Below are 23,709 nucleotides of genomic sequence, written 5' to 3' on the forward strand. Positions count from 1 at the left end.
CGAAACGATGACATCGTTTAACTGTCTCACTCGAGAAGGGTGCGATAGATACCCATGGAAGCAGTAGTCTTTCCGGAACCGAACGAAGTCGACGTTCGTGATGTGGACCGACCCGAACCAGGACGCGGGGAAGCGCTGATTCGGGTCGAGTCGACGACGATCTGCGGCAGCGACCTGAAAATCCTCCGCGGTGAGTACCCCGCGACGACCTACCCACACATCCCCGGTCACGAGTGGTCCGGCGAGGTCGTCGAACTGGGCGAGGGCGTCAATCGACTCGAGGTCGGCGACACGGTCGCCGCCGAACCGCACGTCGGCTGTGGCGAGTGTCCGCGGTGTATGGAGGGGCTCTACAACCTCTGTGAGCACTACGGGGAAACCGACCATGGCCACGCCCACATCGGATTCACGACCGACGGCGGCCTGGCCGAGTACGTCGCCGTCGACACGCGGGCGTTGCACGTGATCCCCGAGAACATGGACTACGACCAGGGAGCGTTCTGCGAAACAGCCGGCGTCGCGCTCCACGCCATCGAACGCGCCGGGATCAGCGGCGGCGACGACGTCGTCGTCATCGGCCCCGGGGCCATCGGCCTCGCCGCGGTGCAGATCGCGCGCCACCAGGGCGCCGACAACGTGATTCTGACCGGAACCAGAGACGAGCGCCTCGAGCCAGCCAGGGAGATGGGGCCGGACCACCTGATCAATATCCACGAGGTCGACGACGTCGTCGAACACGTGACCGATCTGCTCGGCGGCGGTCCGGATCTGGTCGTCGAACTCGCCGGCTCGGAAGCCGCGAGCGCGCAGGCGGTCGAGATGGCGCGTCGCGGGGGATCGGTCGTCCTCGCCGGATCGACGAGCCCCGGCCGGAAGTTGAACGTCGACCTGCGCGAAATCGTAGTCGGTCACAAGAACATCTACGGGAGCGTTGCGAACCCGAAGTGGATCTGCCGCGAGGGGTTCGACATGATCGCCCGCGACCAGATCGACGTGGACCCGCTCATCACCCATCGGTTCGCGCTCTCGGAGTTCGAGGACGCGATCGAGGCGTTCCGTGAGCGGGAAGGGGGCGCGTTCCGCGTCATGCTGTATCCAGGACGCGATCCGGACGAAATCGAACGAACGGCCATCCAACGGGAACTCGGGGGCGCGACGAACTGACGCGGGTCAATTTCTGACACCCGCCACGGACGACTCGAACGTGCCTCCCACTTTGCAACGGTGCTAAGGTTTAATAGGGGTGATTGCGATTCGAGAGACATGGTCGAATTATACGACCTCAATCAGCCGTGGGGCGCGAACACGTGGCCGTGGCCGTACTTCGACGATCCCGAAGTACAGGCAGTACATCGCTTCAGCAAGGACGTCAACCACTCGCTGAAGATCAACACCGCGATTCACATCGGCACCCACATCGACGCACCGCTTCACTTCGATCCGGAGGGCTGGGACATCTCCGAGATCCCAATGGATCGCCTGTTCGGGACCGGACTCGTGCTCGACATCTCCGACAAGGTCGACGAGTACGACATCATCACGCCCGAACACTGCCAGGAGGCGGCCGAGGAGGCCGGCCTCGAGATCAAGAAGGGAGACATCCTCGTGCTCTACACTGGCTGGAAGGAGTACTTCCAGACCGGCGAGAACCCGAACGAACTCACGTACTTCGCGAAACACCCCGGCCCGCACAAGGAGTTCACCGACTGGTGGGTCGAGATGGACTTCCCGTGGGTCGGCAACGACACGCCGGCAATCGAGCACCCGCTCAACACCGCGATTCGAGACTACCGCCAGGACCTCGACCTCCCCGGGGAGATGGAGGAGAAACTGGGCGAACCGTTCGAGGAACTACTGCCCGAAGACGAGTGGACCTACGTCCACAAGAATGCGCTCTCGGAGAACCTGATGATGGTCGAGAACCTCGGCGGCGACATCGACCACCCGGACGTGCTCAACGAACGCGTGACCATCGGCTCGTTCCCCTGGAAGTGGGACAACGGCGAGGCAGCGTTCTGCCGGACGGTCGTCTTCAAAGACCTCTAGTTCCCGCTCCTCTGAAACACCCTAAGGGTATACAAACTATGTTTTCCGTCGCCTACTCGGCGACGTCGTCGTCCAGGACGAGGCGTTTTGCGACCTCGAGGTCGATTCCTCGCTTCAACGTCTCCCCGACGACGCAACCCTGCTCGTAGACCTCGAGACAGCGCTCCGCCCGCGACTCCTCGGCCTCGGGAACGCTCAAGGTAATCCGGAGGTCGATCTTCTGGACGCGCTTGATATCGTCCTCGAGGAACGTGTATCCCGTACACTCGGCGTCGATCTCGTACTCGGTCAACCGAGCCTTGTGGAGCATTTGCTCGAGGGAGTTTACCTGACAGCCCATCGCGGCCGTCAGCAGGTAGCCGAGCGCGCTCGGGGCTTCCCCTCGACCCCCTTTCTTGAACGAGTGCGAGAGGTGTTCGGGTTCGTCGATGTACAGCGCATGGTTCTGGACGCGGACGTAGTTCGTTCGATCGTTCGAGGCGACCATCGTCGCGGTCGGTCCGTCGTCGAGGTCGTCGTCCGAATCCGCGATCGCGTCGTCTTCGGGGCCGTCCCAGGGATATCGGTGGTACTCGGAGTTCGCCATATTCGTGTCTACTTCGCTACCACGTTATAGGTTTGCATGGTCCTCGCCACGAGCGGGGACGATCGACCAGACGCTCGACCCTGGGCGGACTTCGAGGAACGGCCGCCTCTCGATCACTCGGACGACCACGACAGCTCGGCCTCCCAGTCGGGTGCGGGGCCGAACGCTCGAGCGTCGGTCGACGCCTTGTATCCCACGTCGTCGGGCGTGAAGATGAGTTCCAGCTGGAGCCCCCACGGCGCTCTGAAGTAGACGAAGACCTGTCCTTCTTCGGGTCCCTCCTCGTTGTACCGCGGTTCGCCTTGCAGTTCGACGCCGTCGACGTCCTCGAGGTAGGTGACGGCCGCGTTGACGTCCTCGACGAAGAACGCGAGGTGAGCCGCGCCCGCGTCGCTGTTTTTCGGGTGCTCGTCGGTCTGGGTCGGGTCGTCGTACTCGAGCAGTTCGACGTTCGTCGTAGGGCCACACCGGAGTCGCGCGAGTCGCATCGTGGACTCGGGGTGGACGCCCAGGTTCCGGTGCATCCAGTCCTGGATCGAGTCGTCGACCGGGGGCGTCGCCCGGTAGACGGTCTCGCAGCCGAGGACGTCCTCGAAGAACGTGATCGCTTCCTCGAGGTCGGGGACGGAAATTCCGACGTGGTCGACGTTCCTGGCGGTCGGGATTCCGCTACTGGTACTGCTACTATCGCTGTCACTACCGCCGTCACTGTTCGCCATAGCGGTGCGTCACGCCGGATCCACAAAGCGTTTTCCGACTACCCGATCGTCGAATCGCTTGAGCGTTCACGCCGTCGTCACGAGCACCGCCCCGAGGACGATCGTGGCCGCCCCGGCGACGATGCCGGCGGTCACGCGCTCGACGTCCCGAAGCAGGAAGTACGCGAAGACGGTCGTGAACAGCGGCGCCGTCCCGTACAGGGGATCGACGATCGACACCGATCCGCGGTCGAGCGCCTCGAATAGCGCCATGAACGCCGCCGCCGTGAAGAGCCCGCTGATCGCGTAGTAGCCCGCCGACCGGCGCGGCAGGTCCACGATGGCCCGCCCCTGGGTTACCATCGCGTATGCCGCGAGCGCGACGAACCCCGCCGTCTCGTTGAGGGCGACGGCCTCGAGCGCCGTGACGGGGGACTCCGTCAGTCCGTACCGACGGATGACGTTCGAGACGCCGAACGCGGCGGCGCCCACCAGCGGAAAGACGACGTGCCAGGAGGTCCACCCCTCGAGGTCGCCGCCGCGTGCGGTCGTGAGGATCGTGAGGCCGACGACGATGACGACGATGCCGGCGGCCTGCTGGAGGGAGACGGCTTCGCCGAGGAACGCGACCGCGACGATCGTCGCGAACAGCGGGCGCGTGCTCAACACGGCGTTGTTGATGCTGGCTCCGAGGTGATCGATTCCGAAGAACAGCGCGAGCCGCCCCAGCGCCGTCCCGACGAAGCCGGCGACGACGAACAGGCCGACGATCCCGAGGGAGACGCCGTCGAACGGCGTGCGCGATCCCGAGAGCGCGGCGATTGCGATCCAGTAGACTGAACTGTCAACGATGACGACGACAATCGACGCCTGGAGCGGCGTCCCGCCGCCGAGCATCCCGCGCTTGTCGAGAATCGGCGTGAAGCCCCACAACAGCGCGGTCAGCAGGGCGAGGACATAGACGTCGATCATGTCGGCAACCGTTTTGGAACGCGACTCCCGGGCGAGGCCTGTGGGAGCGGGGTTCGTCGTTTCAACGCCACCGAGACCGTTGGCCTCGGGCCACGAAAGCGGCACCGACGATACGGAGACCGGCATAGCCGAGGGTGGATCGCTTCGGTCCCCATCTGGACCGATACCCACCCCTCGGGAGTAGTCGCAGCGTTCGAACCCGCAGACCGACCGTTACGTATCTCGAGTACGAGATCCATTGCTAACCGTTAGCACCTCTTGATAGAATATAGTTTGTGAATGTATTACACCAGCAGCGCGATAGCGGTGATGGCGCCCATGAGCCCCAGTCCGATACCCAACAGGTACAGCAGTATGCGCGTCCCCCGATGCATCATCCGCCCTGTCGTGTCGATAGACTGATCTATTCCTTCGTTCGGGCTGGCTGAAGACCGGTCGACGTCCGTTTCGTCGCGTACAGACGGCGGTGACCGTCGAAGGTCTTCGACCGGCTCCCCCTCGAGTTTCCGTAACTCCTGGACGAACTTCGATTTGAACTTCCACGGGTTCGAATTCCGGTTGAGTCCGACCTGTCGGGACGCGGTCACAGCAATGGTCGTTCGCTGCTCGTCCGTCTCTTCGAGAATGGATACAGAGACCGTCGCTCCGAAGCTAGTGACACCACCGTTGAAGTGTCCGGTCACGACGCCGTTCTCGGCGTCGACTTCGTACTCGGACAGTTCCCGAACGTGTTCGAACGCGGTGACGACCAGCTCAATGGCGTCGAGTCGAGAATAGTTCAGTTCGATGTCCGTCATTCGCGTACGTGTACTCGGCGGTCAGTTCGGTATTAAGCCTATCGGTGACGTGGGTTTCTGGAGCGGTACCTGGGTTCCGAATCACCGATTAACGCGAAATTTGCTCTCCCGAGTGTCTTGTAATGAGCCCTGACAATCTGTACGTGGCGTGTTGCCGAGACCCACATAATTATATACCTGTGGTTGATTTGGTATTCCATGCCATACAGTGACGGGGATGATGGTAGCCAGGCGCATAAGCAACATGGGACAGGGTCGTTACGTCGCCGGAAACTACTGACCGCAGCGGGTCTCGCCGGCGCAACGCTGATCGCTGGATGCAGCAATAGTGGTGATAACGTCGGTGGGAACGTTGGGAACGGCGGGAACGGTAACGGTAACGGTGGGAATGGGAACGGCGGAACGAGCGACGCTCAGACGTACTTCGTAACCGACGTCAACACCGACCCGTCGTCGCTCGATCCGCACGCCGTTTCCATCGACGAATACACGGCGTGGATGTCGTTTCCACCGAACGCGTACGAAACGCTGGTCTTTTACGACGATGAAAACGCCGAACTCGTGCCTTTGCTGGCCAATGAGGTACCAACGGTCGACAATGGCCTCATCAAGAACGACGGACAGACGTTCGAGTTCCCGCTTCGAGAGGGCGTCACGTTCCACACCGGCGGCGAGATGCTCGCAGAGGACGTCGAGTTCTCGTTGAATCGCGTCGTCGACATGGGTGTCAGCGACGGGGTTCGAAACGTCGAGCGCATCGACGAGATCGAGGTAACCGACGATTATCGGATCCAGCTCACGCTCAACGAACCGTACATCTCGTTCCTCAACGGGATCGTTCCGCGAAAGGACTTGACCGTGGTCAGCAAGCAGGCAGTCGAGGAAAACGGCGGCGTTCAGTCGGGCGAACGAAACGAGTGGATGGCCCAGAACACGGCGGGGACCGGGCCGTATTATCTCGAGGACTGGCAACGGAGTCAGTACATTCGCTGGGAGGCCCACGAGGACTACTGGGACCCCGACAGCGTCGGCCCCCAGGGCGTCTTCCAGCACGTCGTCACGGAGGTGAGCACTGCCGTATCGATGATGCAACAGGGCCAACTCCACTACTCCGAACGAGGAGTAGGCGACGTCGAATCGTTCCAGGGGACGGGAGCGGCGTTCACACCGTACGAATCGCTCGACCAGACGTTCCTGTTTTTCAACTACGACATTCCCTACGATGCCGACGGAATGCCCGACGACGACGACGTCGACCCGGACTTCTTCCAGGACCCGAACGTTCGCAAGGCGTTCGGGCACGCCATCGACTACGAGGAGTACATCGAGGCCGCGTGGGACGGGTACGGCTACGTCTCGAACCAGCCGTGTCACCTGAGTCCGGTGTTCTACTACGACGAGGACGCACCGAACTTCGAGTACGACCCGGAACTCGTCGAGGAATACCTTCGAGAAGCGGGGTACTGGGACGGCGGGTTCACCATCACGCTGATGACCGAACAGATTTCGGAGTTCGAGAACGCCATCCTCTACATCAAGGACTCCATGGAGTCGATCAACGGCGACATTACGATCAACACGCAGGCGTTGAGCGAGTCTGAGTACCTCGACCGTCGCGGTGACACGCCATGGAGGATGCCCATGGACGTCGGCGGATTCCCGTCGTTCGGGCCGGATCCGGCGGGGTACTACGACGAACTGTTCTTCGGTGGCATCGCGAGCGGGAGCCGAATGAGCGAGTACGTCAGCCAGGAAATCTTCGACCTGGTCGAACAGGCAGCAGCCGAACCCGAAGAAGCCGCTCGCGAAGAGATGTACCACGAATTGCAGTCGCTCTGCGTCGACGATCCGCCGGTGGTCGCGCTCAACGGCGAGAACTTCGTCACCATCCACGCGGAATGTGCAGAGCCGACGATCAACCCGGCGTTCGAACACCAGGTCGCGAAGACCTGGGGCATCGAGAACTGCGGCGATTTGAACATCGATCTGTAAAGCGGAGATCGATCAGACCATCGACACTGTCCGTCTCTTCCGGGATGACCCGAAGCTATAGGATAGTGGTAAACAACAATTCGAACAATCATGCAAGACCCACCCGACACTACCGAAACCGCTCCGGAGCGTCGTCATACGAACCATCCATCTCGACCGGAAACGCAGGGAACGCTCCTCGCTCGAGTATCGGACCTGCACCTGCACTTCGATACCGACCGCGGGGCGGTAAAGGCGCTCGACGGGGTGAACTTCGACGTTCACCAGGACGAACTCTTCGCACTGGTTGGCGAGACGGGGTGTGGCAAAACCGTCACCGCCCGGTCGTTCATGCAGCTCGTCCCGACACCGCCGGGAAAATATCCGTCCGGCGAGATCAGAATGCGATCCAATCGCTCCTGTAACGGGTGCGGCGGCGACGGGTGTGAGCGCTGTGACGAAACGGGCGTCGAGTTCGACGACCTGCTCTCGCTCTCGAAATCCGAGATGGAGGCGTTTCGCGGCGACCGGATTTCGATGATTTTCCAGGACCCACAGACGACGTTGAATCCGTCGTTACCCATCCGAACGCACCTGGCGGAGAGTATTCTCGCCCACCACAGCGAGGAGATCCTCGAAGAGGCTGGAGTGGACCTCGAGGCCGCGGGGCCGGCGATACGGCGGGTACTTCGGAATCGCGCGTCTGCCGAGAGAACGCCACTATACACGTTACTCGCGAAGCTTCCACCGTTCCGAAACCGGACGAAAGACATTCGACGCGTTCTCACCGAACGAAGCATCGAACTTCTGTATCAAACGCAGGTTCCGAACCCGCGAGAGGTCCTCGACAACTACGCACACGAACTCTCGGGTGGGCAACAGCAGCGCGTCATGATCGCGATTGCCCTCGCGGCGGAACCGGACCTGCTGATCGCCGACGAGGCGACGACGGCCCTCGACGTGACGACGCAGGCGCGAATTCTCAAACTCCTCAAGGACTTACAGGAAGAGTACAATACGGGCCTGTTGTACATCACGCACGACCTCAACCTGGTTCACGAAATCGCCGATCGCGTCGCCGTCATGTACGCGGGCAGCATCGCTGAGATGGGTGACGTCGACGCCATATACGACGATCCCAAGCACCCCTACACGCAGGGCCTGATCAACTCGGTCCCGAGGGAGGAGATGGTCGGTAAACGACTGGAGGGAATCGAGGGGACGATTCCGGACCTGGTGAACCCCCCGAAAGGATGCCGGTTCTGCACCCGTTGTCCGGACGTCATGGACCACTGTTCGGAGATCGATCCGCCGGTCGTGACCGACGCGACGGGCCGGCAGGTCGTCTGCCATCTGTACGAGGACGGGGCCTACGAGACCAGCACCAGCAACCCGACTTCCGGCACGCATCAACGATAGTATGTCCAGTACAACAGTCAACGAACGCGATACCGATTCGAACGCGACAGGCATCGGAGCGAAGAACGAGGTTATGATCCAGTGTACGGGGCTGACAAAGTACTACCCGATCACCAGCGGCGTTTTCAAGCGACACGTCGGCGACGTCAGAGCAGTCGACGGGGTCGACCTTCGAATCGAGCGAGGCGACGTTCTGGGCGTCGTCGGGGAGAGCGGGTGTGGAAAATCCACGCTGGCTCGAACGCTCGTCCAGCTGAACGGCGTCACGGACGGGAACGTGTACTTCAACGTCCCGAAGGACGTGGCGGACGAAATCCACTCGCTCGAGGCGATAGACGAAGCCGATCGTTCGCCCGAGGAGACGCGGCGTCTACGCGAGATCCGAGAAGCGTACGAAATCAACACGATGGGTGGGGAGCGAGCGACGTACTACCGGAAGAACGTCCAGTTCGTCTTCCAGAATCCGACGACGTCGTTGAACCCTCGTAACCTCGTTCGGCAGACGCTCGAACAGCCGCTCAAGGTACACACCGACCTCTCGGGGGCGGAACGGGAGGAGCGAATCATCTCCCTGCTCGAGGAGGTGAGTCTCGGCGAAGACATCATGTATCGGTACCCGCACATGCTCTCGGGCGGGCAGAAACAGCGTATCGCCATCGCCCGAGCGATCGCGACGAACCCCGACTTCATCGTTCTCGACGAACCGACGAGCGCGCTCGACGTGAGCGTCCAGGCCCAGATCCTCAACCTGCTCGAGGATCTCCAGGACAAACTGGACCTGACGTACCTCTTCATTACTCACGACCTCGGAGTCGTTCGTCACGTGGCGACGGATATGGTCGTCATGTATCTCGGGAAAGCCGTCGAGAAGACGTCGCGCCCGCAGTTATTCGAGGATCCAAAGCACCCGTACACGGAGGCATTGATCTCCTCGAGTCCGGCGGTCAAGACCGACCGCACGATCGAACTGGTTGGAGACGTCCCGAATCCGGAGAATCCACCGACAGGGTGTCACTTCCACACGCGTTGCCACAAGGCGGAAGCGTTCTGTGGGTGGAGCGGTCGCGACCTGTTGCACCTCATCGAGACGTCCGTCGAGGAGGACGAGACCGTCGAACGGCTGTACGAGAGCCTGGACTCGTCGTCGTTTCAGGGGTACGAGGCGTCGTTCGAGTTCGACGGCGGTATCGAGGTCGGCGAGGCGAAAGCCGTGCTGGCCGGCGAGGATGACACCCTTCGTCGACGCAATGAGGTGCTCTTCGAGGCAATCGAGCGTGTAGACGTGGACGGGAACGCCGTCGATCTCGAATTTGTAAACGTCGACTACCCAGAACTCCTCGAGACCGAACAGGGACATGAGGTAGCCTGTCACCTCTACGGGGGTGACGGAGCGTGAGGGCCCGACGTTGCGCGCGGAGATGTCTGCCCTCGAGCCTACTCTCGCGATCGGAGCAGAGCGGAGAAACGCGTTACGAACGTACGGATGGTGAGTGAGTAATGGAACCGAAAGACTACGCAATCAGGAGAGGACTGTGGGCCATCCCGACGCTGTTCGGGGTGACGGTGTTCACGTTCGTCCTCACGCGACTCGCGGGGTCGCCGATCGCGATGTACACGTCGCGGTACGCCACCGACGAACAGGTCGAGATGATTAGAGAGACGTATCATCTCAACGAACCAATCTACGTCCAGTACTTCTACTGGCTACGGGGCGTGCTACAGGGCGATCTAGGTTGGTCGGCGACGTCAGGTTCGACGGTCCTCGACGCCTTGATCGTGTTCGCTCCAGCGACGGTCGAGTTAGCCGTTGCCGGGTTGTTGATCGCGCTCGTGATCAGCATCACGCTGGGAACGCTCGCCGGACGGTATCAGGATACGTGGATCGACCACTTCTCCCGATCACTGGCCGTCGCGGGCGTCTCGACGCCGCAGTTCTGGTCCGCGTTGATACTCGTGTATATCTTCTTCGTGACGCTCGGCTGGTTCCCGCTCGGACGGGCCACGGTTTCGGTCTGGAACAGCATCGGCCATCCGACCGGCATGTACACGGTCGACGCGATTCTGGCGGGAAGCCCACGAGCGTTTTTCGACGCGTTGTGGCACCTGGCGATGCCGGCGGTTGTTCTGGGGTACGCCAACGCGGCGGTCATCATGCGCCACCTCCGTGCCGAAATCGTCGAGAAGAAAAACGAGGAATACGTCATGGCGGCACGCGCACGAGGGATCAAGGACGACACGGTCTACAAGCGCCACATCCGTCGTAACTCCCTCATCCCGACGCTCACGGTCGCCGGACTCAGTTTCGCCTTCCTCCTTCGGGGAGCGATCCTCGCCGAGATCGTCTTCAACTTCCCGGGGCTCGGGCGGTACGTCGCACAGGCGGCGCTAAGCAACGAGTTCGCACCCCTGATGGGGTTCGTCCTCATCACGTCCGTCGCCGTGATGGGCGTGAATCTGGGCGTCGACATCCTGTACGCGTACCTCGACCCCCGAACTGAACTAGGTGAATAATCAATGCTCCAAATACCATCCGTCGTATCCGACTTCGCACCCGACCGCAAAGTGCTCGAGCGTCGCTGGGATCGGACCAAGACGCTGTCGAAGCAATTTCTCTCGAATCCGATCACCCTGCTCGGCACGATCATCGTGTTCGCGTTCGTCGCGGTGGCTGTCCTCGCGCCGGTCATCGCGCCGCCACAGGGCGGAGAGGCCTACCAGATGCCACGCAACTGGGGCACTCAGCTCGCCCCGCCGCTCTCGGAGGGACACCTGCTCGGCTCGACCCGAACGGGCGGGGACATCCTCTACGGCATCGTCTGGGGGGCACGATTGACGATCGGCATTTCGCTTGGCGTGACGGTCGTCTCGGTGGCGATCGGCGTCACCGTGGGAAGTCTCGCCGGGTTCGTCGGCGGCTGGGTCGACGAAGTCTGTATGCGAATCGTCGACGGGCTAATCGCCATCCCCGCGACGGTGATGGCCATCGCCATCGTCACCGCGCTCGGCGCATCCTACTTCAACATCGGTCTCGCCCTCAGTATCATGCTCTGGGGAACCTACGCGCGGATCCTCCGGGGCGAAATCATCCACGTGAAAAACGAGGAGTACGTCGACGCCGCTCGAGTTACCGGCGTTAGCAGGATCCGCATCCTCGTCAAGGAGGTGCTTCCGAACTCGATCCACCCGATCTTCGTGCAGGCGACCCTCGAACTGGGGAGCGTGGCGATCATCGCGTCCGGTCTCGCGTTCATTGGCCTCGCCGAGTCCGGTCTCGCCGAGTGGGGTCGGCTCACCGCACAGGGCCAGCAGGACCTCATCATGGGCGTCTGGTGGACGTCGCTGATCCCCGGAGCGGCCATCTTCCTGTGGGCGTTCGGGTGGAACATGATCGGAGACGGTCTTCGAGACGTCCTCGACCCCCGGATGCAAAACGAATAATTCCGGCCGCGGAGCGGTTTCTTCGTTGCTCGGTCATCTCTCAAATTCGCTTCCACGGTCTGGAGCATTTTCTCGTGCCGTACTCGTGGTTTTTCCCTCCGTGTCCATCAGCGAACGGGGCCCGACAACCGGCCTCGAAGGGTGCGTACATCCTCCCTTCGTCGATTTCTGGTAGCTTCGAGCGACGAGAAGTGGACGTCACACTGTCGTCGAACGTGGACCGTTCGGAAGGTTCCGTATGCACGTCGATGATTCGCCACGTCGAAATGTGACTCGATTTGAAACACACTCAGGTTGTATGTGGTGTAGGTGACACGAGAACGTGTTCGCTGGTTGCGGCGGGAGGTATATGCACAGTATGTAGCGCGGGGCCTCCTTTTCGACCGTGTGACGCGCCGGAGACCGACGGCGAATCGGGGGAGGGAACGGACGGCGGGTCTCGTCCGATTGAACGCGATCTCGAGACGACGAACCTGGTTTGTCGGAGACGGCGGTACCGCCACTTCACCCTCCGCGGCGACCCTTGGGTCACGTTACCATCCATAATGTTTATGTGTGACCGTTGCATGGCACTACCCATGCCATCAGGTAACAATGGTGAGTGCGGGCAGAGTGGCGGGAATCTCTCGGCACTGAGCCGACGCAAGATGTTGGCGTCGATGGGGGTCGCCACTACTGGAGTAATCGCTGGCTGTACCGGAGATCCGAACGGTAACGGCGGCAACGGTGGCAACGGCGGCAACGGCGGCAACGGCGGCAACGGTGGTGGAGGGACCAGTACCCTGCGCTACGCTGACCCCGAACGGCCACCGACACTTGATCCGCATGCAGTCGACCCGACGAACACGAACGCGACGTTCGCGCTTCCGGAACAGGGGTACGAGACGCTCCTCGCGTACTCCGTAGGTGGCGGAGACGAAATCGAACTCGTTCCAGCACTCGCTACGGAAGTTCCGTCTACCGAGAACGACCTGATCTCGGACGACGGGATGACCATCGAGTTCCCGCTCCGGGAGGGCGTCACGTTCCACACCGGCGGAGAGATGACCGCCAGCGACGTCGTGTACTCCTGGGAGCGTTCGATGACCATGAACCTGGCGCCCGGTGCCTCGTCGATGAACAGCATCATCGACTCGGTGGAAGCAGTCGACGACTACACGTTCGGCGTCCAGCTCGCCGAACAGACCACGCCGATTTTCCTCAACAGCGTCGTGACGAACAGCGCTGCGGTAGTCGTCAGCGAAGAGGCGGTCGAGGAGAACGGCGGATACGCCGAAGGCCAGCAAAACGAGTGGATGGCCCAGAACAGCGCCGGGACCGGGCCGTTCATGCTCGGTGACCGGAACCCGGACGCCCAACTGTGGGATCAACACGAGGATTACTGGGACGAGACGGGCGTCGACGCCGTCGACCACCGGTTCATCGAGGACGTCTCCTCCCGAATCGCCCAGCTCGGCGAGGGTGACCTCGATTACATCTACATCAGCGTCGGTGAGCAGGTCGAACTCGAGGGGCGGGAGGGAATTGAGCTACTGAGCGGACCACAGATCAACCCTGGTGGTATCAACTTCAACTGCAACATTCCCTACGACGACATCCAGGACATCGCTGGCGACGACACCATCCCGGAGGACTTCTTCGCTGACAAGGCCGTTCGACAGGCGTTCGCCTACGCCGTCCCGTGGCAAGATCACATCGAGAACCTCCTGGACGGCTACGGAATCAGGACCAACGGCGTCCACGTCCCGGGTGTCCTGGGGTACGACGAAGAGGCGCCCCAGTGGGAGCAGGACCTCGAACTGGTCCAGGAGAAACTCGAGGAAGCCGGGTACTGGGAGGAGGGATTCACGGTCACCCTGCACAACGAGAACATCTCGGAGTTCGAGAACCTCAACCTGGCGATCAAGGACACGTTCGAGAACCTAAACGACCGCATCACGATCAACGCCGTCAGCGAACCGGAAAGTCAGGCCGTCGAACGTCACGCGGCCGACCCGCCCCAGTGGCCTGCCGAGGTCCACGGACTCCTGCCAATTGGTACCGATCCGACCCCGTACTACGAGTTCTTCATGCACCCGGACGGCGACATGGGCTCGCGAACGGGGATTCCGGACGTCATTGACGAGCGGATCATCGAGTTGATCGAGCAGACGCGAACCGAGACGGACCAGGAGGCTCGCCTGGAGCAACTGTCCGAACTGCAACACCTGTGCTACGAGGAGGTGCCCGTCGCGTTCGGGTACGCGCCCGAGGAAGTCTTCCCGATCCGCGAGTGCATCGAAGGAGCACACGTCTCGGCCTGGAATCGTCCTCACTTCAAGCACTGGGACATGTCCGGTTGCTAAGTAGTGGTTCGACGCTGAACCGCACTTTTTCGTCGTCACCCCGGCAACCAAAACTATATTGAACGATGAGGACGAATCATGAGTAGGTTGAACGAGATACTACCAACACGAACACACCAATGAACTCTACACAGCGAATCGATGGACACGAGCAGACGTCGGGCGAGGACGGAGCGGATCCGCTACTGGCTCGCGTCGACAATCTCGAACTCTACTTCGACACGAGAAGGGGGACGGTCAAGGCGCTCGACGGGGTCTCGTTCGACATCCACGAGCGAGAAACGGTCGCGCTGGTCGGGGAGACGGGCTGTGGCAAGTCCATCACGGCCAGGTCGTTCACGCGCCTCGTTCCGACGCCGCCAGGACGGTATCCCGGCGGGCAGATTTTGTTGAAATCTTCGACGCGCACCTGCGACCACTGCAACGGCGACGGCTGTTCGGAGTGTGACGGATCCGGCCGGGCGTTCGAGGACATTTTGACCATGGATCAAGAGCGGATCCACGAACTCCGGACCCAGCGAATCGCGATGGTCTTTCAGGACCCCGAGGAAGCGCTCAATCCGTCGTTAACGATAAAAACACAAGTTGCGGAGAGCGTCCTCGTCCACCACGGTGAGGAGATCCTGAAAGAGGCGGGCGTCGATCCCGAGCGGGCGGACGGACTCACGAAGCGTATCCTTCGGGAGTACGCGTCGCCGTCCCTGTCTCGAATCGAGAACGTCCTCGCCTCGATTCCGCCGCTGCGAAAGCACAAGAAGCAAATCGACGCCATCGTTCACGAACGGATCATCGACATCCTGGCCGAAACACAGATACCCAACCCGGAGGAGATCATCGCGAATTACCCGCACGAACTCTCCGGCGGGCAACAACAGCGCGTGATGATCGCGATGGCGCTCGTCGCCGAACCCGACCTCCTGATCGCCGACGAACCGACGACCGCGCTCGACGTGACGATTCAGACGAAGATCCTGAAGATGATGGAAGACCTGCAGGAAACCTTCGACACGAGTTTCCTCTACATCACGCACGACCTCTCACTCGTGAAGGACATCGCCGACCGCGTCGTCGTCATGTACGGCGGACAGGTGGCAGAGACGGCGAACGTCGAGGATCTCTACGCCAACCCGCTACACCCGTACACGGACGGCTTACTCGAGTCGATTCCGACCGTCGAGAAGATGGGACAGGACCTGACCGGAATCCCGGGATCGGTTCCCGACATGACCAATCCGCCGGAAGGATGTCGATTCTGTACGCGTTGCCCGGAGGAACTCGACCACTGCAAGGACGTGGATCCCGTGTTGGTAGAAAAAGAGCAGGGCCACCACGTCGCGTGCCACCTGTATCCCCCTGACGAAGCGCAGACGGACGACACCACGAAACGGGCCGCTGGAGGGATGACCGATGAGTAAAACAGATCAGCTGTCGACTGTCGGTGGAACGGTCCAGACGAGCGAGTGGTCCGGCGATGGCGACGTCGTTATCCAGGGGCACAATATCAAGCGCTACTACCCGATCAGAGGCGGTCCGTTCAATCGCCACGTCGGGGACGTGCAGGCCGTCGACGGCGTCGATTTCCGCATCGCACGCGGGGAGACCCTCGGCCTCGTCGGAGAGAGCGGGTGTGGCAAGTCCACGCTCGGGCGACTGCTGGTGGACCTCGACGAACCGACCGACGGTCACCTGTACTTCGACCTGCCACGAGAGGACGCCGACGAAGTAGCGACGCTCGAGGGGACTCCACCTAGAGAGCGGTCTTCGGACGACGAACGCCGCCTCGAAGCGCTACGCGAAGAGTACGCCATCGACGAGATGACCGGTTCGCGGGCCAAGAACTTCCGGCGTAACGCCCAGTTCGTCTTCCAGAATCCGTCCTCGTCGCTCAACCCACGCAAGCTGATCCGCGATACGGTTGCTCGCCCCCTCGAGTTGCACACCGACCTCGCAGGCGACGAGATCGACGAGCGCGTCGTCGAGTTGCTCGAGCGCGTCGGTCTGGGGGAAGATCACCTCTACCGATACCCGCACATGCTGTCTGGCGGACAGAAACAGCGCGTCGCGATCGCGAGAGCCATCGCGCCGAACCCGGAGCTCGTAGTTCTCGACGAACCGACGAGCGCGTTGGACGTCTCGGTACAGGCACAGATCCTCAACCTTCTCAACGAACTTCAGGAGCAACTCGACCTGACGTACCTGTGCATCTCTCACGACTTATCCGTCATCCGCCACATCTCGGACCGGATCTACGTCATGTACCTCGGTCAGATTGCCGAGAAAGCCACTCGAGATCAGCTGTTCGAGTCACCCAAACACCCATACACCGAGGCGCTGCTCTCCTCGAGCCCAGCGATCGAAACGGAAGAGACGATCGAGCTAGCGGGCGACGTACCGGAGCCTGAAGATCCACCGACTGGATGTCGCTTTCACACGCGGTGCCACAGGGCTTTCGAGCACTGTGGGTGGAGCGGCCGGGACCTGGTCAACCTCCTGAAGCGTCTCAACGGAGAAGAGGAGGTTGCCAGTGAAATCTGGAAGGTCCTCGAGGAAGCCGACCACGACGGCTACGACTCGACCTTCGAGTTCGAGTCCGACCCAGGCGAGTACGTTGCCGACCTCGCTGGGGAGACGGACGTCCTGCGTTCACACAACCCGTCGCTCTTCGAGGCTATGGAAGACGTTTCACGGAACGGTACGCGCATCGACGTTTCGTTCGTGTCGATCGACCCCCCTGAACTCGTCGCGGACGAAGACGGGCAATCGGTCGCCTGTTATCTCTACGACTGAGTCGTCCGCCCTCGATTTTCGCGAAGCGCATCGGTCCTCGCGATGAGACAATCAACACCTTTAATCCGGCCTGCTACGTGTACTGTTATCATGGAGGTAAGAGACTACACTATACGAAGACTGATCATCTTCGTTCCGACGATGCTCCTCATCACCGTGATGACTTTTGGGTTGACTCGCATTGCTGGTACGCCCATCACGATGTACGCATCTCGGTTTAGCTCCCAGGAGCAGATCGAGCAGATCAGGGAAATGTATCACCTCAACGACCCAATCTGGGTCCAGTACTACTACTGGCTGACCGGAGTTCTGCAGGGTGACCTCGGCTGGTCGAGTACGGCCGGCCAGCCGGTTCTCGACGCGATTACCACCAGGGCCGCAGCGAGCTTCGAGTTGGCCATCCTCGGAATCATCTTTGCGCTCGCTATCAGTTTGACGCTCGGCACGTTAGCTGGCCGATATACGGACACCTGGATCGATCACGCTTCACGAGGGATAGCGGTCGGTGGCATGTCGACACCCCAGTTCTGGGCCGCATTGATGCTCATCTACGTCGGATACGTCCAGTTGGACCTCTTCCCGCTCGGTCGTGCCGACAACGAAGTCTGGAACAGTATCGTCCACCCCACCGGGTTTTACACCGTCGACGCGATGCTGGCCCTGGACCTGCTCGCGCTACAGGACGCGCTGTGGCATTTGGTACTCCCGGCACTCGTCATCGGCTACGCCGAGTCCGCGGTCATCACCCGTCACCTTCGGTCGGAAATCGTCGAGAAGAAAGAGGAAGAATACGTCAACGCGGCCCGCTCCCGCGGCTTGCTCGAGGGGACCGTGTTCAAAAAACACATCAGGCGAAACGCGCTCATACCGACGATGACGGTGGCGGGGCTCAGTTTCATCTTCCTCATGCGTGGTATCATCGTCGTCGAACTGGTGTTCGGGTGGCCCGGACTCGGACGCTGGGTCGCGAACGCCGCGACGTCTGGCGACTTCGCGTCCGTTATGGGCTTCATACTCGTAATCGCGTTGATCACGCTCCTGTTGAACCTCGTCATAGACATCATGTACGCGTACCTCGATCCGCGGATCGAACTCGGTGAGTAACAATGTCGTCATCAGACATCCCATCGTCGGTGTGGAACATCTTCCCGAACGAACACAAGGCCAGAATGCGCTACCGGCGCTTCAGGAGTGTCTTCCTGCGTCTCCTGGAGAACCCGCTGACGCTAATCGGCATGGTAATCGTCGTAGCGTACATCCTCATCGCCATCCTCGCTCCGCTCATCGAACCCGCGGCGGGGGCCGATCCGTATCAGATGCCGCGTGATTCGTCCGCGGTTCGGACGCCACCGCTGACCGACGGCTACGTTCTCGGTGCGGACGATCGGGGAGGGGACATACTGTACGGTATCATCTGGGGTTCCCGCCTGACGATCGCCATCTCACTATCAATCGTGATCTCCACGACGATCGTCGGGTGCCTCGTCGGCGGCATCGCGGGGTTCGTCGGCGGCTGGGTCGACGAAATCATCATGCGATTCGTCGACGCGCTGATCGCCATTCCCGCGCTCGTGTGGGCAATCGCGATCGTTACAGCGCTCGGTCCCTCTATTACGCACGTAATCATCGCGCTCTCGACGATGTTGTGGGGAACGTACGCCCGCATCATGCGCGGGGAAGTGATCCACGTGAAAAACGAGGAGTACGTGCAGGCTGCTCGAGTCGTCGGTGATAGTAACACGCAGGTGTTCCTGAAGGAAGTGCTCCCGAACGCGATTCCGCCGATCTTCGTTCAGTCGACGCTGTACTTCGGGAAGGTCGTTCTCATCGCCGCCAGCCTCTCGTTCATCGGACTCGCGACGCCCGGGATCGTCGAGTGGGGCGTTCTCGTGTCCGAGGGGCAACAGGGCCTCATCTCCGGACGCTGGTGGACGTCGTTCTTCCCCGGGTTCGCGATCTTCCTGTGGGCGTTCGGCTGGAACGTAATCGGTGACGGTCTCCGGGACGTGCTCGACCCACGGTCGCGGACCGATTGAACGCGACTTCGGCTGTTTTTCGCCCGTTGGCGTTCACGCCTCGTCGTCTTCGTCTTCGACGACCGCCGGGAGGAGGTGTTTCCGGACGACGATCGTGTGGAGTTTGAAGAGGCCGACCAGCAAGACTACGCTCGCGAGCAGCGGGAGGACCTGGAGTAGTTCCATAGAAGCAGAAACGAGCGCCGGCAGGTAAACGTTTCTCCCGACGAGTTCCCTTTCGATGAGTGCCCGTGGGGTCCCGTTCCTGTCTCACCAATAGTGGTTCAGCAGGCGCCCTCGAGATTCACGCTGACTGCGCCGGCGACGGTCTCGTACGGTCGTACCGCGTGATCTTCGATCAGTACGGTCGTCCGTCGTTCCCGTAGTGGGTAAGGTTTAGTGCTCTCAGACGGAGGTAGGATCTATGGCACCTACTGCCAAAGAACGCGACGCCATTTCGCTCGCCGGATACACGGATCTCGACGGGCGACCCGGATTCAAGATGGCGCTCCAGGAAGTAGACGGGACGTGGTACATGTACGTGGCCCACTTCTGGCACAGCGGGTGGTCCGTTCTCGACGTGACGGACCCGACCGACCCGGAGCTCCTCACCTACATCGACGGGCCGGAGAACACCCTCACGTTACAGGTACAGGTCGCTGACGGGACGATGATCACCTCGCTCGAGAAACCGCGTGAAGGATGGGGGCTGGCCGACGGGCCGACGATGGATCCGACCGATCCCCACGAGGAGGGGGCGTTCATCTGGGACGTCGAGAGCGATCCGACCGATCCGGAACTGATCGGTCACTATCGGACTGGCGGACACGGAACACACCGCAATTACTACACGGGTGGTCGATACGCGTACATGGCGTCAGTCGCGGAGGAGTACACGGGACGGCTCCTCGAGGTCGTCGACGTATCCGACCCCACGTCGCCGGAACTGGCATCCAGGTGGTGGTGGCCCGGTCAGGGCCCGGACGACGAGGAGGACCCGACCGAGACGTACTACTTCCACGGGCCCGCCTACGTCGATGGGGACCGCGCGTACCTCTCCTACGGCAGCGTCGGGGCAATCATCCTGGACGTTTCGGATCCGACCGATCCGACGTTTCGGAGTCGACTGGACGTCGGTGACATCGGAAGTTGGCTCGGAACTCACTCCGCGATCACGATTCCCGATACGGACCTGATGGCCGTCAACGGCGAAGCGATTTACGAGGGGACGCCGCTCGAGCACGACACCGGCGAACCCCTGAATTTCGTCTACCTGGTCGACGTCTCCGACGACGGACCGACCGGATTCGACGGGCAGACGTTCCAAGGCCCGAGGATCGTCAGTTCGATCCCGTTCCCGACGCCCTCCAATTCCGTTCCCTACGAGACGTACTACGAACGACCCGGGCGATTCGGGCCCCACAACCAGCACCACTACCGAGGTGAGGACGTCCGCCTGAAAACGAACGACTACCTGATCATGACGTTCTTCAACGCCGGACTGCGGATCTTCGACATCTCGAATCCGCTCGCTCCGTTCGAGGCTGGATACTACGTCCCCGAGGATCCCGACGAACGGATCGGAACGAGCCGCCCAGCGTCGGGACTGGTTTCGCAACTCGAGGACGTCGTCGTCGACTCGAGAGGCTACATCTACTGTACGGATCCACAGCAGGGGTTGTTCGTCTTCGAATCCGACCTGCTCGACGAGGAGTGACGGCGATGTCCATACAGACGGTCGACCCGGTCAGAGCAACGTACAGTACAAATGGTCGACCCATATCACTCGAACCCGTACCGCCCCGCCCCGCTCTCACGATGGGGTCGCTTCGTCTCGGCTACGGGAGGTCGTACCCTGACTCGAGGAGACGACGACGATGTTCCGTCGCCTCCTGGTGCATGAACCGACGAAGCAGGAGATAGAAGAACGCGGAGATGTGGCCGACGAGTGGAATCGCGGCGGTCAGTACGTAGGCCCAGCGAATCTTGGCCCAGGGCCTGAACTGCCCGACTGCTCGAGTGTCGGCCACGATGCCGACCGCGAGCGCGATCGAGATGGCCGTGAAAACGAACGCGAGATTCACGTCCACGGCGTGATCGACGAACAGGTCGATCCCGAAGAGGCCAACTCCGACGAGTTCGGCGACGACGATCAGTCCGAACCAGGCCGTGAGCGAGTAATCCTGCTGGGCAAGGAAGCGGAGGTATTCGTCGACCGTGCGGTCTCCAATGTCGATCCCGTGCCGACGTTCGAACGCCTCTCGTTCCGCCTCCGGATCGAACCCGGCGTCCACCAGGGTGGATTGGGGGTCGGCAGCGACCGTTTCGAGAGCCACGCCACACTCACGACAGACCGCGACGTCGTCGGGATTCTCGGCGTGGCAATCCGGACACGTTTCCATACTACTGGCATGTGGATTCCACGATAAAGAGTAATCGGTCCCGCCCCGTAGTACGACGAATCCGACGAACGTGACCGCTGAGTCGTTCATTGCGTTGTCGACGCTGCTCAATGCGTTGGCCGAAGTCGCTCGCGATACCAATTATCTGCCGAGCACAGCAGTCTAAAACGCTCGAGCGAGTGGCAAACGCCAGCAGCACGGAGTCGCCGGTAGTGCGACGGGTCGTTCGCTGAGGCGATGGACGTTAGATGTCGAACAGTTCGTTTGCAGTTTCCCCCATCACGCCGGCACGCTTGCCGGCGAGGTCCAGCCCCTCGAGGTCGTCGAGCGTCTGGTCGGCCTTCTCCATCCCGAATGGGTAGTCGGTGCCGAACAGGAGGTGCTCGGCGCCAACCGTCTCCATCGCCAGGTTCATCGCCGGCGGGTGAAACGAGATCGTGTCGTAGTAGAACTCCTGCAGGTACTCGACGACCGGCCGTTCGGGGTGCTGGTTGGGGTCCGACCGGAACTGGTCGCGACCGCGCTCGAGCCGCCCCACGAGATAGGGCAGGGCGCCGCCCATGTGATAGACCACGAGGTCGAAGTCGTGGCGGTCGAAGAAGCCGTCGAAGATCAGCCGGGCGACCTGGATGGTCGTCTCGGTCGGGAACACGGCCAGCGGGTTGAAGATCCACTCGTCGTCCTCGAAGGTGTGGCTCACCTCGTTTCGCCCGGGGTGCATCACTGCGGTCAGATCGAGCTCGTCGAGTCGGTCGAATACCGGCTCGAGGTCGGGGTGAGACAGCTTCTTCCCGCGAACGGTCGTCGGGAGCGCGACGCCGGCGAGGCCGAGGTCCGCGATGCGGTCCAGTTCGGCGACCGATTCGTCGGGTTCGCGGAGTGGAAGCGTCCCGAGTCCGGCGATGCGACCGGGATACTCATCCTGGAGGTCGGCGAAGCCGTCGTTGATCGCCCGGACCAGGGTTCTGGATTCGTCGACCGAAATCGGCCCCTCGTTCGGGTTCGGCGTCGAAACGGACGCGAGCGTGGTGTCGATATCGTGGTCGTCCATCCACTCGAGACGGACCTCGGAATCCCGAAAGCCGGGAAAGAGCGGGAACGACCCGGTCGTGTGACAGACGAAGTCCTGGTCGCCGCGGCGCTCGATGCGGACCTCGCCGTCGGCCTCTCGCAGGTGGCCCCGGAAGGGAGCCGGCAGGAAGTGGGTGTGGCAATCTATTCGCATTGGTCAGAGGGTGTTCCGGATCGCCGCGACGATGTCGCCGCTGTGCGGGATCACTTCCTGCTCGAGCGGCGGGCTGAACGGGATCGGGACGTTCGGCACGCCGACGCGCTCGACGGGGGCGTCGAGTCGCCAGAACGCCTCCTCGTTGATCTGGGCGGCAATCTCGCCCTGGGCGCCAGCCATGAGCGGCGTCTCGTCGACGACGACCGCGCGCCCGGTCTTGTCGACGCTCGCAGCGATGGTGTCGATGTCGAGGGGATCGAGGGTCCGAGGACTGATGAGTTCGACGTCGACCTCGCCCTCGAGTTCTTCCATCGCGTCCATCGCCTCGTAGAGCATTGCCTGGGTGGCGACGACGGTCACGTCCTCGCCCTCCTCGAGCACGGCGGCCTCACCGAGCGGGATCGTGTACTCCTCGACGGGCACCTCGCCTTTCTTGTTGAAGACGTTGGCGTGCTCGAAGAAGAAGACGGGGTCATCGTGGCGGATCGCGCTCTTGAGAAGCCCCTTGGCGTCGTAGGGCGTCGAGACGGCGACGACGCGGATGCCTGAGAGGTGCATCGCCAGCGAGTGGAGCGTCTTCGAGTGCTGTGCGGCCGCCGAAAAACCGCCGCCGTCGACGGTCCGTATCGTCAGCGGGATGTCGAGTTTCCCGCCGAACATGTAGCGCATCAGCGCGACCTGGTTCATGATCTGGTCGAAGGCCACGCCCATGAAGTCCGAGTACATAATCTCCACGACCGGGCGCATGCCCGCGGCAGCGGCCCCGAGGCCGGTGCCGACGATGGCCGATTCGCTGATGGGGGTGTCCCGGACGCGGGCCGGGCCGAATTCGTCGAGTAACCCTTCAGAGACGCTGAAACTGCCGCCCCGATCGGCGACGTCGATTCCCTGCAAGAACACGTCCTCGTCGCGGGCCATCTCCTCGTGCATCGCCTCGCGGAGCGCTTCCGTGACGCTGATCTCCTTGGTCTCACCGTCGGTGTCGACGGTCGGTGTCGTTGCCAT

The 23,709-nt window shown here is 61.7% G+C and carries 21 protein-coding genes; 13 read left to right on the top strand and 8 right to left on the bottom strand.

The window, feature by feature from the left end; all coding sequences use genetic code 11:
- Nucleotides 1-54 precede the first annotated feature (54 nt).
- Both ACFQS4_RS16290 and ACFQS4_RS16295 read left to right on the top strand, forming a co-directional pair.
- Nucleotides 55-1,164: a zinc-dependent alcohol dehydrogenase gene (locus ACFQS4_RS16290; RefSeq protein ID WP_500194400.1), complete on the top strand. Its 1,110-nt coding sequence runs from the start codon at nt 55-57 to the stop codon at nt 1,162-1,164.
- Between the two features lie 99 nt (nt 1,165-1,263).
- Entirely contained in the window at nt 1,264-2,046 is a 783-nt protein-coding gene (locus ACFQS4_RS16295; RefSeq protein WP_500194402.1) for a cyclase family protein, read from the top strand.
- 52 nt (nt 2,047-2,098) lie between these two features.
- Here the strand turns inward: ACFQS4_RS16295 and ACFQS4_RS16300 are convergent, their stop codons facing one another.
- The 4 genes from ACFQS4_RS16300 to ACFQS4_RS16315 form a co-directional block, all read right to left on the bottom strand.
- Nucleotides 2,099-2,632 (bottom strand): OsmC family protein, encoded by a 534-nt coding sequence (locus ACFQS4_RS16300; RefSeq protein WP_500194403.1) that lies wholly within the window; start codon nt 2,630-2,632, stop codon nt 2,099-2,101.
- Between the two features lie 113 nt (nt 2,633-2,745).
- Nucleotides 2,746-3,351, bottom strand: a complete 606-nt coding sequence (locus tag ACFQS4_RS16305; protein WP_500194405.1) for a VOC family protein — start codon at nt 3,349-3,351, stop codon at nt 2,746-2,748.
- Between the two features lie 66 nt (nt 3,352-3,417).
- Nucleotides 3,418-4,302: a DMT family transporter gene (locus ACFQS4_RS16310; RefSeq protein ID WP_500194407.1), complete on the bottom strand. Its 885-nt coding sequence runs from the start codon at nt 4,300-4,302 to the stop codon at nt 3,418-3,420.
- A gap of 284 nt (nt 4,303-4,586) precedes the next feature.
- Nucleotides 4,587-5,099: a hypothetical protein gene (locus ACFQS4_RS16315; protein ID WP_500194409.1), complete on the bottom strand. Its 513-nt coding sequence runs from the start codon at nt 5,097-5,099 to the stop codon at nt 4,587-4,589.
- Between the two features lie 198 nt (nt 5,100-5,297).
- Here ACFQS4_RS16315 and ACFQS4_RS16320 point away from each other — a divergent pair, with 198 nt between their 5' ends.
- The 10 genes from ACFQS4_RS16320 (at nt 5,298) to ACFQS4_RS16365 (ending at nt 19,095) form a co-directional block, all read left to right on the top strand.
- Nucleotides 5,298-7,091 (top strand): ABC transporter substrate-binding protein, encoded by a 1,794-nt coding sequence (locus ACFQS4_RS16320; protein WP_500194411.1) that lies wholly within the window; start codon nt 5,298-5,300, stop codon nt 7,089-7,091.
- 90 nt (nt 7,092-7,181) lie between these two features.
- Complete coding sequence (locus ACFQS4_RS16325; RefSeq protein WP_500194413.1) at nt 7,182-8,489, top strand: ABC transporter ATP-binding protein; 1,308 nt, start codon at nt 7,182-7,184, stop codon at nt 8,487-8,489.
- A gap of 1 nt (nt 8,490) precedes the next feature.
- Complete coding sequence (locus ACFQS4_RS16330; RefSeq protein ID WP_500194416.1) at nt 8,491-9,885, top strand: ABC transporter ATP-binding protein; 1,395 nt, start codon at nt 8,491-8,493, stop codon at nt 9,883-9,885.
- A gap of 101 nt (nt 9,886-9,986) precedes the next feature.
- Entirely contained in the window at nt 9,987-11,000 is a 1,014-nt protein-coding gene (locus ACFQS4_RS16335; protein ID WP_500194418.1) for an ABC transporter permease, read from the top strand.
- A 3-nt stretch (nt 11,001-11,003) separates the two neighbouring features.
- Nucleotides 11,004-11,927, top strand: coding sequence for an ABC transporter permease (locus ACFQS4_RS16340; RefSeq protein WP_500194420.1), 924 nt, complete (start codon nt 11,004-11,006; stop codon nt 11,925-11,927).
- A gap of 578 nt (nt 11,928-12,505) precedes the next feature.
- Nucleotides 12,506-14,272: an ABC transporter substrate-binding protein gene (locus ACFQS4_RS16345; RefSeq protein WP_500194422.1), complete on the top strand. Its 1,767-nt coding sequence runs from the start codon at nt 12,506-12,508 to the stop codon at nt 14,270-14,272.
- A 119-nt stretch (nt 14,273-14,391) separates the two neighbouring features.
- The gene (locus ACFQS4_RS16350) at nt 14,392-15,687 is read left to right on the top strand and encodes an ABC transporter ATP-binding protein (RefSeq protein ID WP_500194424.1); all 1,296 of its coding nucleotides are present in this window, start codon (nt 14,392-14,394) and stop codon (nt 15,685-15,687) included.
- Nucleotides 15,680-17,059, top strand: coding sequence for an ABC transporter ATP-binding protein (locus tag ACFQS4_RS16355; RefSeq protein ID WP_500194426.1), 1,380 nt, complete (start codon nt 15,680-15,682; stop codon nt 17,057-17,059). The genes ACFQS4_RS16350 and ACFQS4_RS16355 overlap by 8 nt, the downstream gene beginning before the upstream one ends.
- Before the next feature lie 90 nt (nt 17,060-17,149).
- Nucleotides 17,150-18,163: an ABC transporter permease gene (locus ACFQS4_RS16360; RefSeq protein WP_500194428.1), complete on the top strand. Its 1,014-nt coding sequence runs from the start codon at nt 17,150-17,152 to the stop codon at nt 18,161-18,163.
- A 2-nt stretch (nt 18,164-18,165) separates the two neighbouring features.
- On the top strand, nt 18,166-19,095 hold the full coding sequence (locus ACFQS4_RS16365; RefSeq protein ID WP_500194430.1) for an ABC transporter permease: 930 nt from the start codon (nt 18,166-18,168) through the stop codon (nt 19,093-19,095).
- A gap of 33 nt (nt 19,096-19,128) precedes the next feature.
- Here ACFQS4_RS16365 and ACFQS4_RS16370 read toward each other — a convergent pair whose 3' ends face one another.
- The gene (locus tag ACFQS4_RS16370) at nt 19,129-19,260 is read right to left on the bottom strand and encodes a hypothetical protein (protein WP_500194432.1); all 132 of its coding nucleotides are present in this window, start codon (nt 19,258-19,260) and stop codon (nt 19,129-19,131) included.
- A gap of 238 nt (nt 19,261-19,498) precedes the next feature.
- On the opposite strand from ACFQS4_RS16370, the gene ACFQS4_RS16375 reads away from it, so the two are divergent.
- On the top strand, nt 19,499-20,791 hold the full coding sequence (locus ACFQS4_RS16375) for an LVIVD repeat-containing protein (protein WP_500194434.1): 1,293 nt from the start codon (nt 19,499-19,501) through the stop codon (nt 20,789-20,791).
- Between the two features lie 121 nt (nt 20,792-20,912).
- Here ACFQS4_RS16375 and ACFQS4_RS16380 read toward each other — a convergent pair whose 3' ends face one another.
- From ACFQS4_RS16380 to ACFQS4_RS16390, 3 genes are all read right to left on the bottom strand, one after another.
- Nucleotides 20,913-21,476 (bottom strand): hypothetical protein, encoded by a 564-nt coding sequence (locus tag ACFQS4_RS16380; RefSeq protein ID WP_500194436.1) that lies wholly within the window; start codon nt 21,474-21,476, stop codon nt 20,913-20,915.
- A gap of 244 nt (nt 21,477-21,720) precedes the next feature.
- Complete coding sequence (locus tag ACFQS4_RS16385) at nt 21,721-22,701, bottom strand: amidohydrolase family protein (protein WP_500194439.1); 981 nt, start codon at nt 22,699-22,701, stop codon at nt 21,721-21,723.
- A gap of 3 nt (nt 22,702-22,704) precedes the next feature.
- Entirely contained in the window at nt 22,705-23,709 is a 1,005-nt protein-coding gene (locus ACFQS4_RS16390) for an alpha-ketoacid dehydrogenase subunit beta (RefSeq protein WP_500194443.1), read from the bottom strand.

This window comes from Saliphagus sp. GCM10025317, from assembly GCF_042663665.1.
Lineage (GTDB): Archaea > Halobacteriota > Halobacteria > Halobacteriales > Natrialbaceae > Natronosalvus.

Bases quoted from the DNA above. Each gene is read 5' to 3' on its own strand.
- ACFQS4_RS16290 (WP_500194400.1), top strand. From the start codon at position 55: ATGGAAGCAGTAGTCTTTCCGGAACCGAACGAAGTCGACGTTCGTGAT.
- ACFQS4_RS16295 (WP_500194402.1), top strand. From the start codon at position 1,264: ATGGTCGAATTATACGACCTCAATCAGCCGTGGGGCGCGAACACGTGG.
- ACFQS4_RS16300 (WP_500194403.1), bottom strand. From the start codon at position 2,632: ATGGCGAACTCCGAGTACCACCGATATCCCTGGGACGGCCCCGAAGAC.
- ACFQS4_RS16305 (WP_500194405.1), bottom strand. From the start codon at position 3,351: ATGGCGAACAGTGACGGCGGTAGTGACAGCGATAGTAGCAGTACCAGT.
- ACFQS4_RS16310 (WP_500194407.1), bottom strand. From the start codon at position 4,302: ATGATCGACGTCTATGTCCTCGCCCTGCTGACCGCGCTGTTGTGGGGC.
- ACFQS4_RS16315 (WP_500194409.1), bottom strand. From the start codon at position 5,099: ATGACGGACATCGAACTGAACTATTCTCGACTCGACGCCATTGAGCTG.
- ACFQS4_RS16320 (WP_500194411.1), top strand. From the start codon at position 5,298: ATGCCATACAGTGACGGGGATGATGGTAGCCAGGCGCATAAGCAACAT.
- ACFQS4_RS16325 (WP_500194413.1), top strand. From the start codon at position 7,182: ATGCAAGACCCACCCGACACTACCGAAACCGCTCCGGAGCGTCGTCAT.
- ACFQS4_RS16330 (WP_500194416.1), top strand. From the start codon at position 8,491: ATGTCCAGTACAACAGTCAACGAACGCGATACCGATTCGAACGCGACA.
- ACFQS4_RS16335 (WP_500194418.1), top strand. From the start codon at position 9,987: ATGGAACCGAAAGACTACGCAATCAGGAGAGGACTGTGGGCCATCCCG.
- ACFQS4_RS16340 (WP_500194420.1), top strand. From the start codon at position 11,004: ATGCTCCAAATACCATCCGTCGTATCCGACTTCGCACCCGACCGCAAA.
- ACFQS4_RS16345 (WP_500194422.1), top strand. From the start codon at position 12,506: ATGCCATCAGGTAACAATGGTGAGTGCGGGCAGAGTGGCGGGAATCTC.
- ACFQS4_RS16350 (WP_500194424.1), top strand. From the start codon at position 14,392: ATGAACTCTACACAGCGAATCGATGGACACGAGCAGACGTCGGGCGAG.
- ACFQS4_RS16355 (WP_500194426.1), top strand. From the start codon at position 15,680: ATGAGTAAAACAGATCAGCTGTCGACTGTCGGTGGAACGGTCCAGACG.
- ACFQS4_RS16360 (WP_500194428.1), top strand. From the start codon at position 17,150: ATGGAGGTAAGAGACTACACTATACGAAGACTGATCATCTTCGTTCCG.
- ACFQS4_RS16365 (WP_500194430.1), top strand. From the start codon at position 18,166: ATGTCGTCATCAGACATCCCATCGTCGGTGTGGAACATCTTCCCGAAC.
- ACFQS4_RS16370 (WP_500194432.1), bottom strand. From the start codon at position 19,260: ATGGAACTACTCCAGGTCCTCCCGCTGCTCGCGAGCGTAGTCTTGCTG.
- ACFQS4_RS16375 (WP_500194434.1), top strand. From the start codon at position 19,499: ATGGCACCTACTGCCAAAGAACGCGACGCCATTTCGCTCGCCGGATAC.
- ACFQS4_RS16380 (WP_500194436.1), bottom strand. From the start codon at position 21,476: ATGGAAACGTGTCCGGATTGCCACGCCGAGAATCCCGACGACGTCGCG.
- ACFQS4_RS16385 (WP_500194439.1), bottom strand. From the start codon at position 22,701: ATGCGAATAGATTGCCACACCCACTTCCTGCCGGCTCCCTTCCGGGGC.
- ACFQS4_RS16390 (WP_500194443.1), bottom strand. From the start codon at position 23,709: ATGGCAACGACACCGACCGTCGACACCGACGGTGAGACCAAGGAGATC.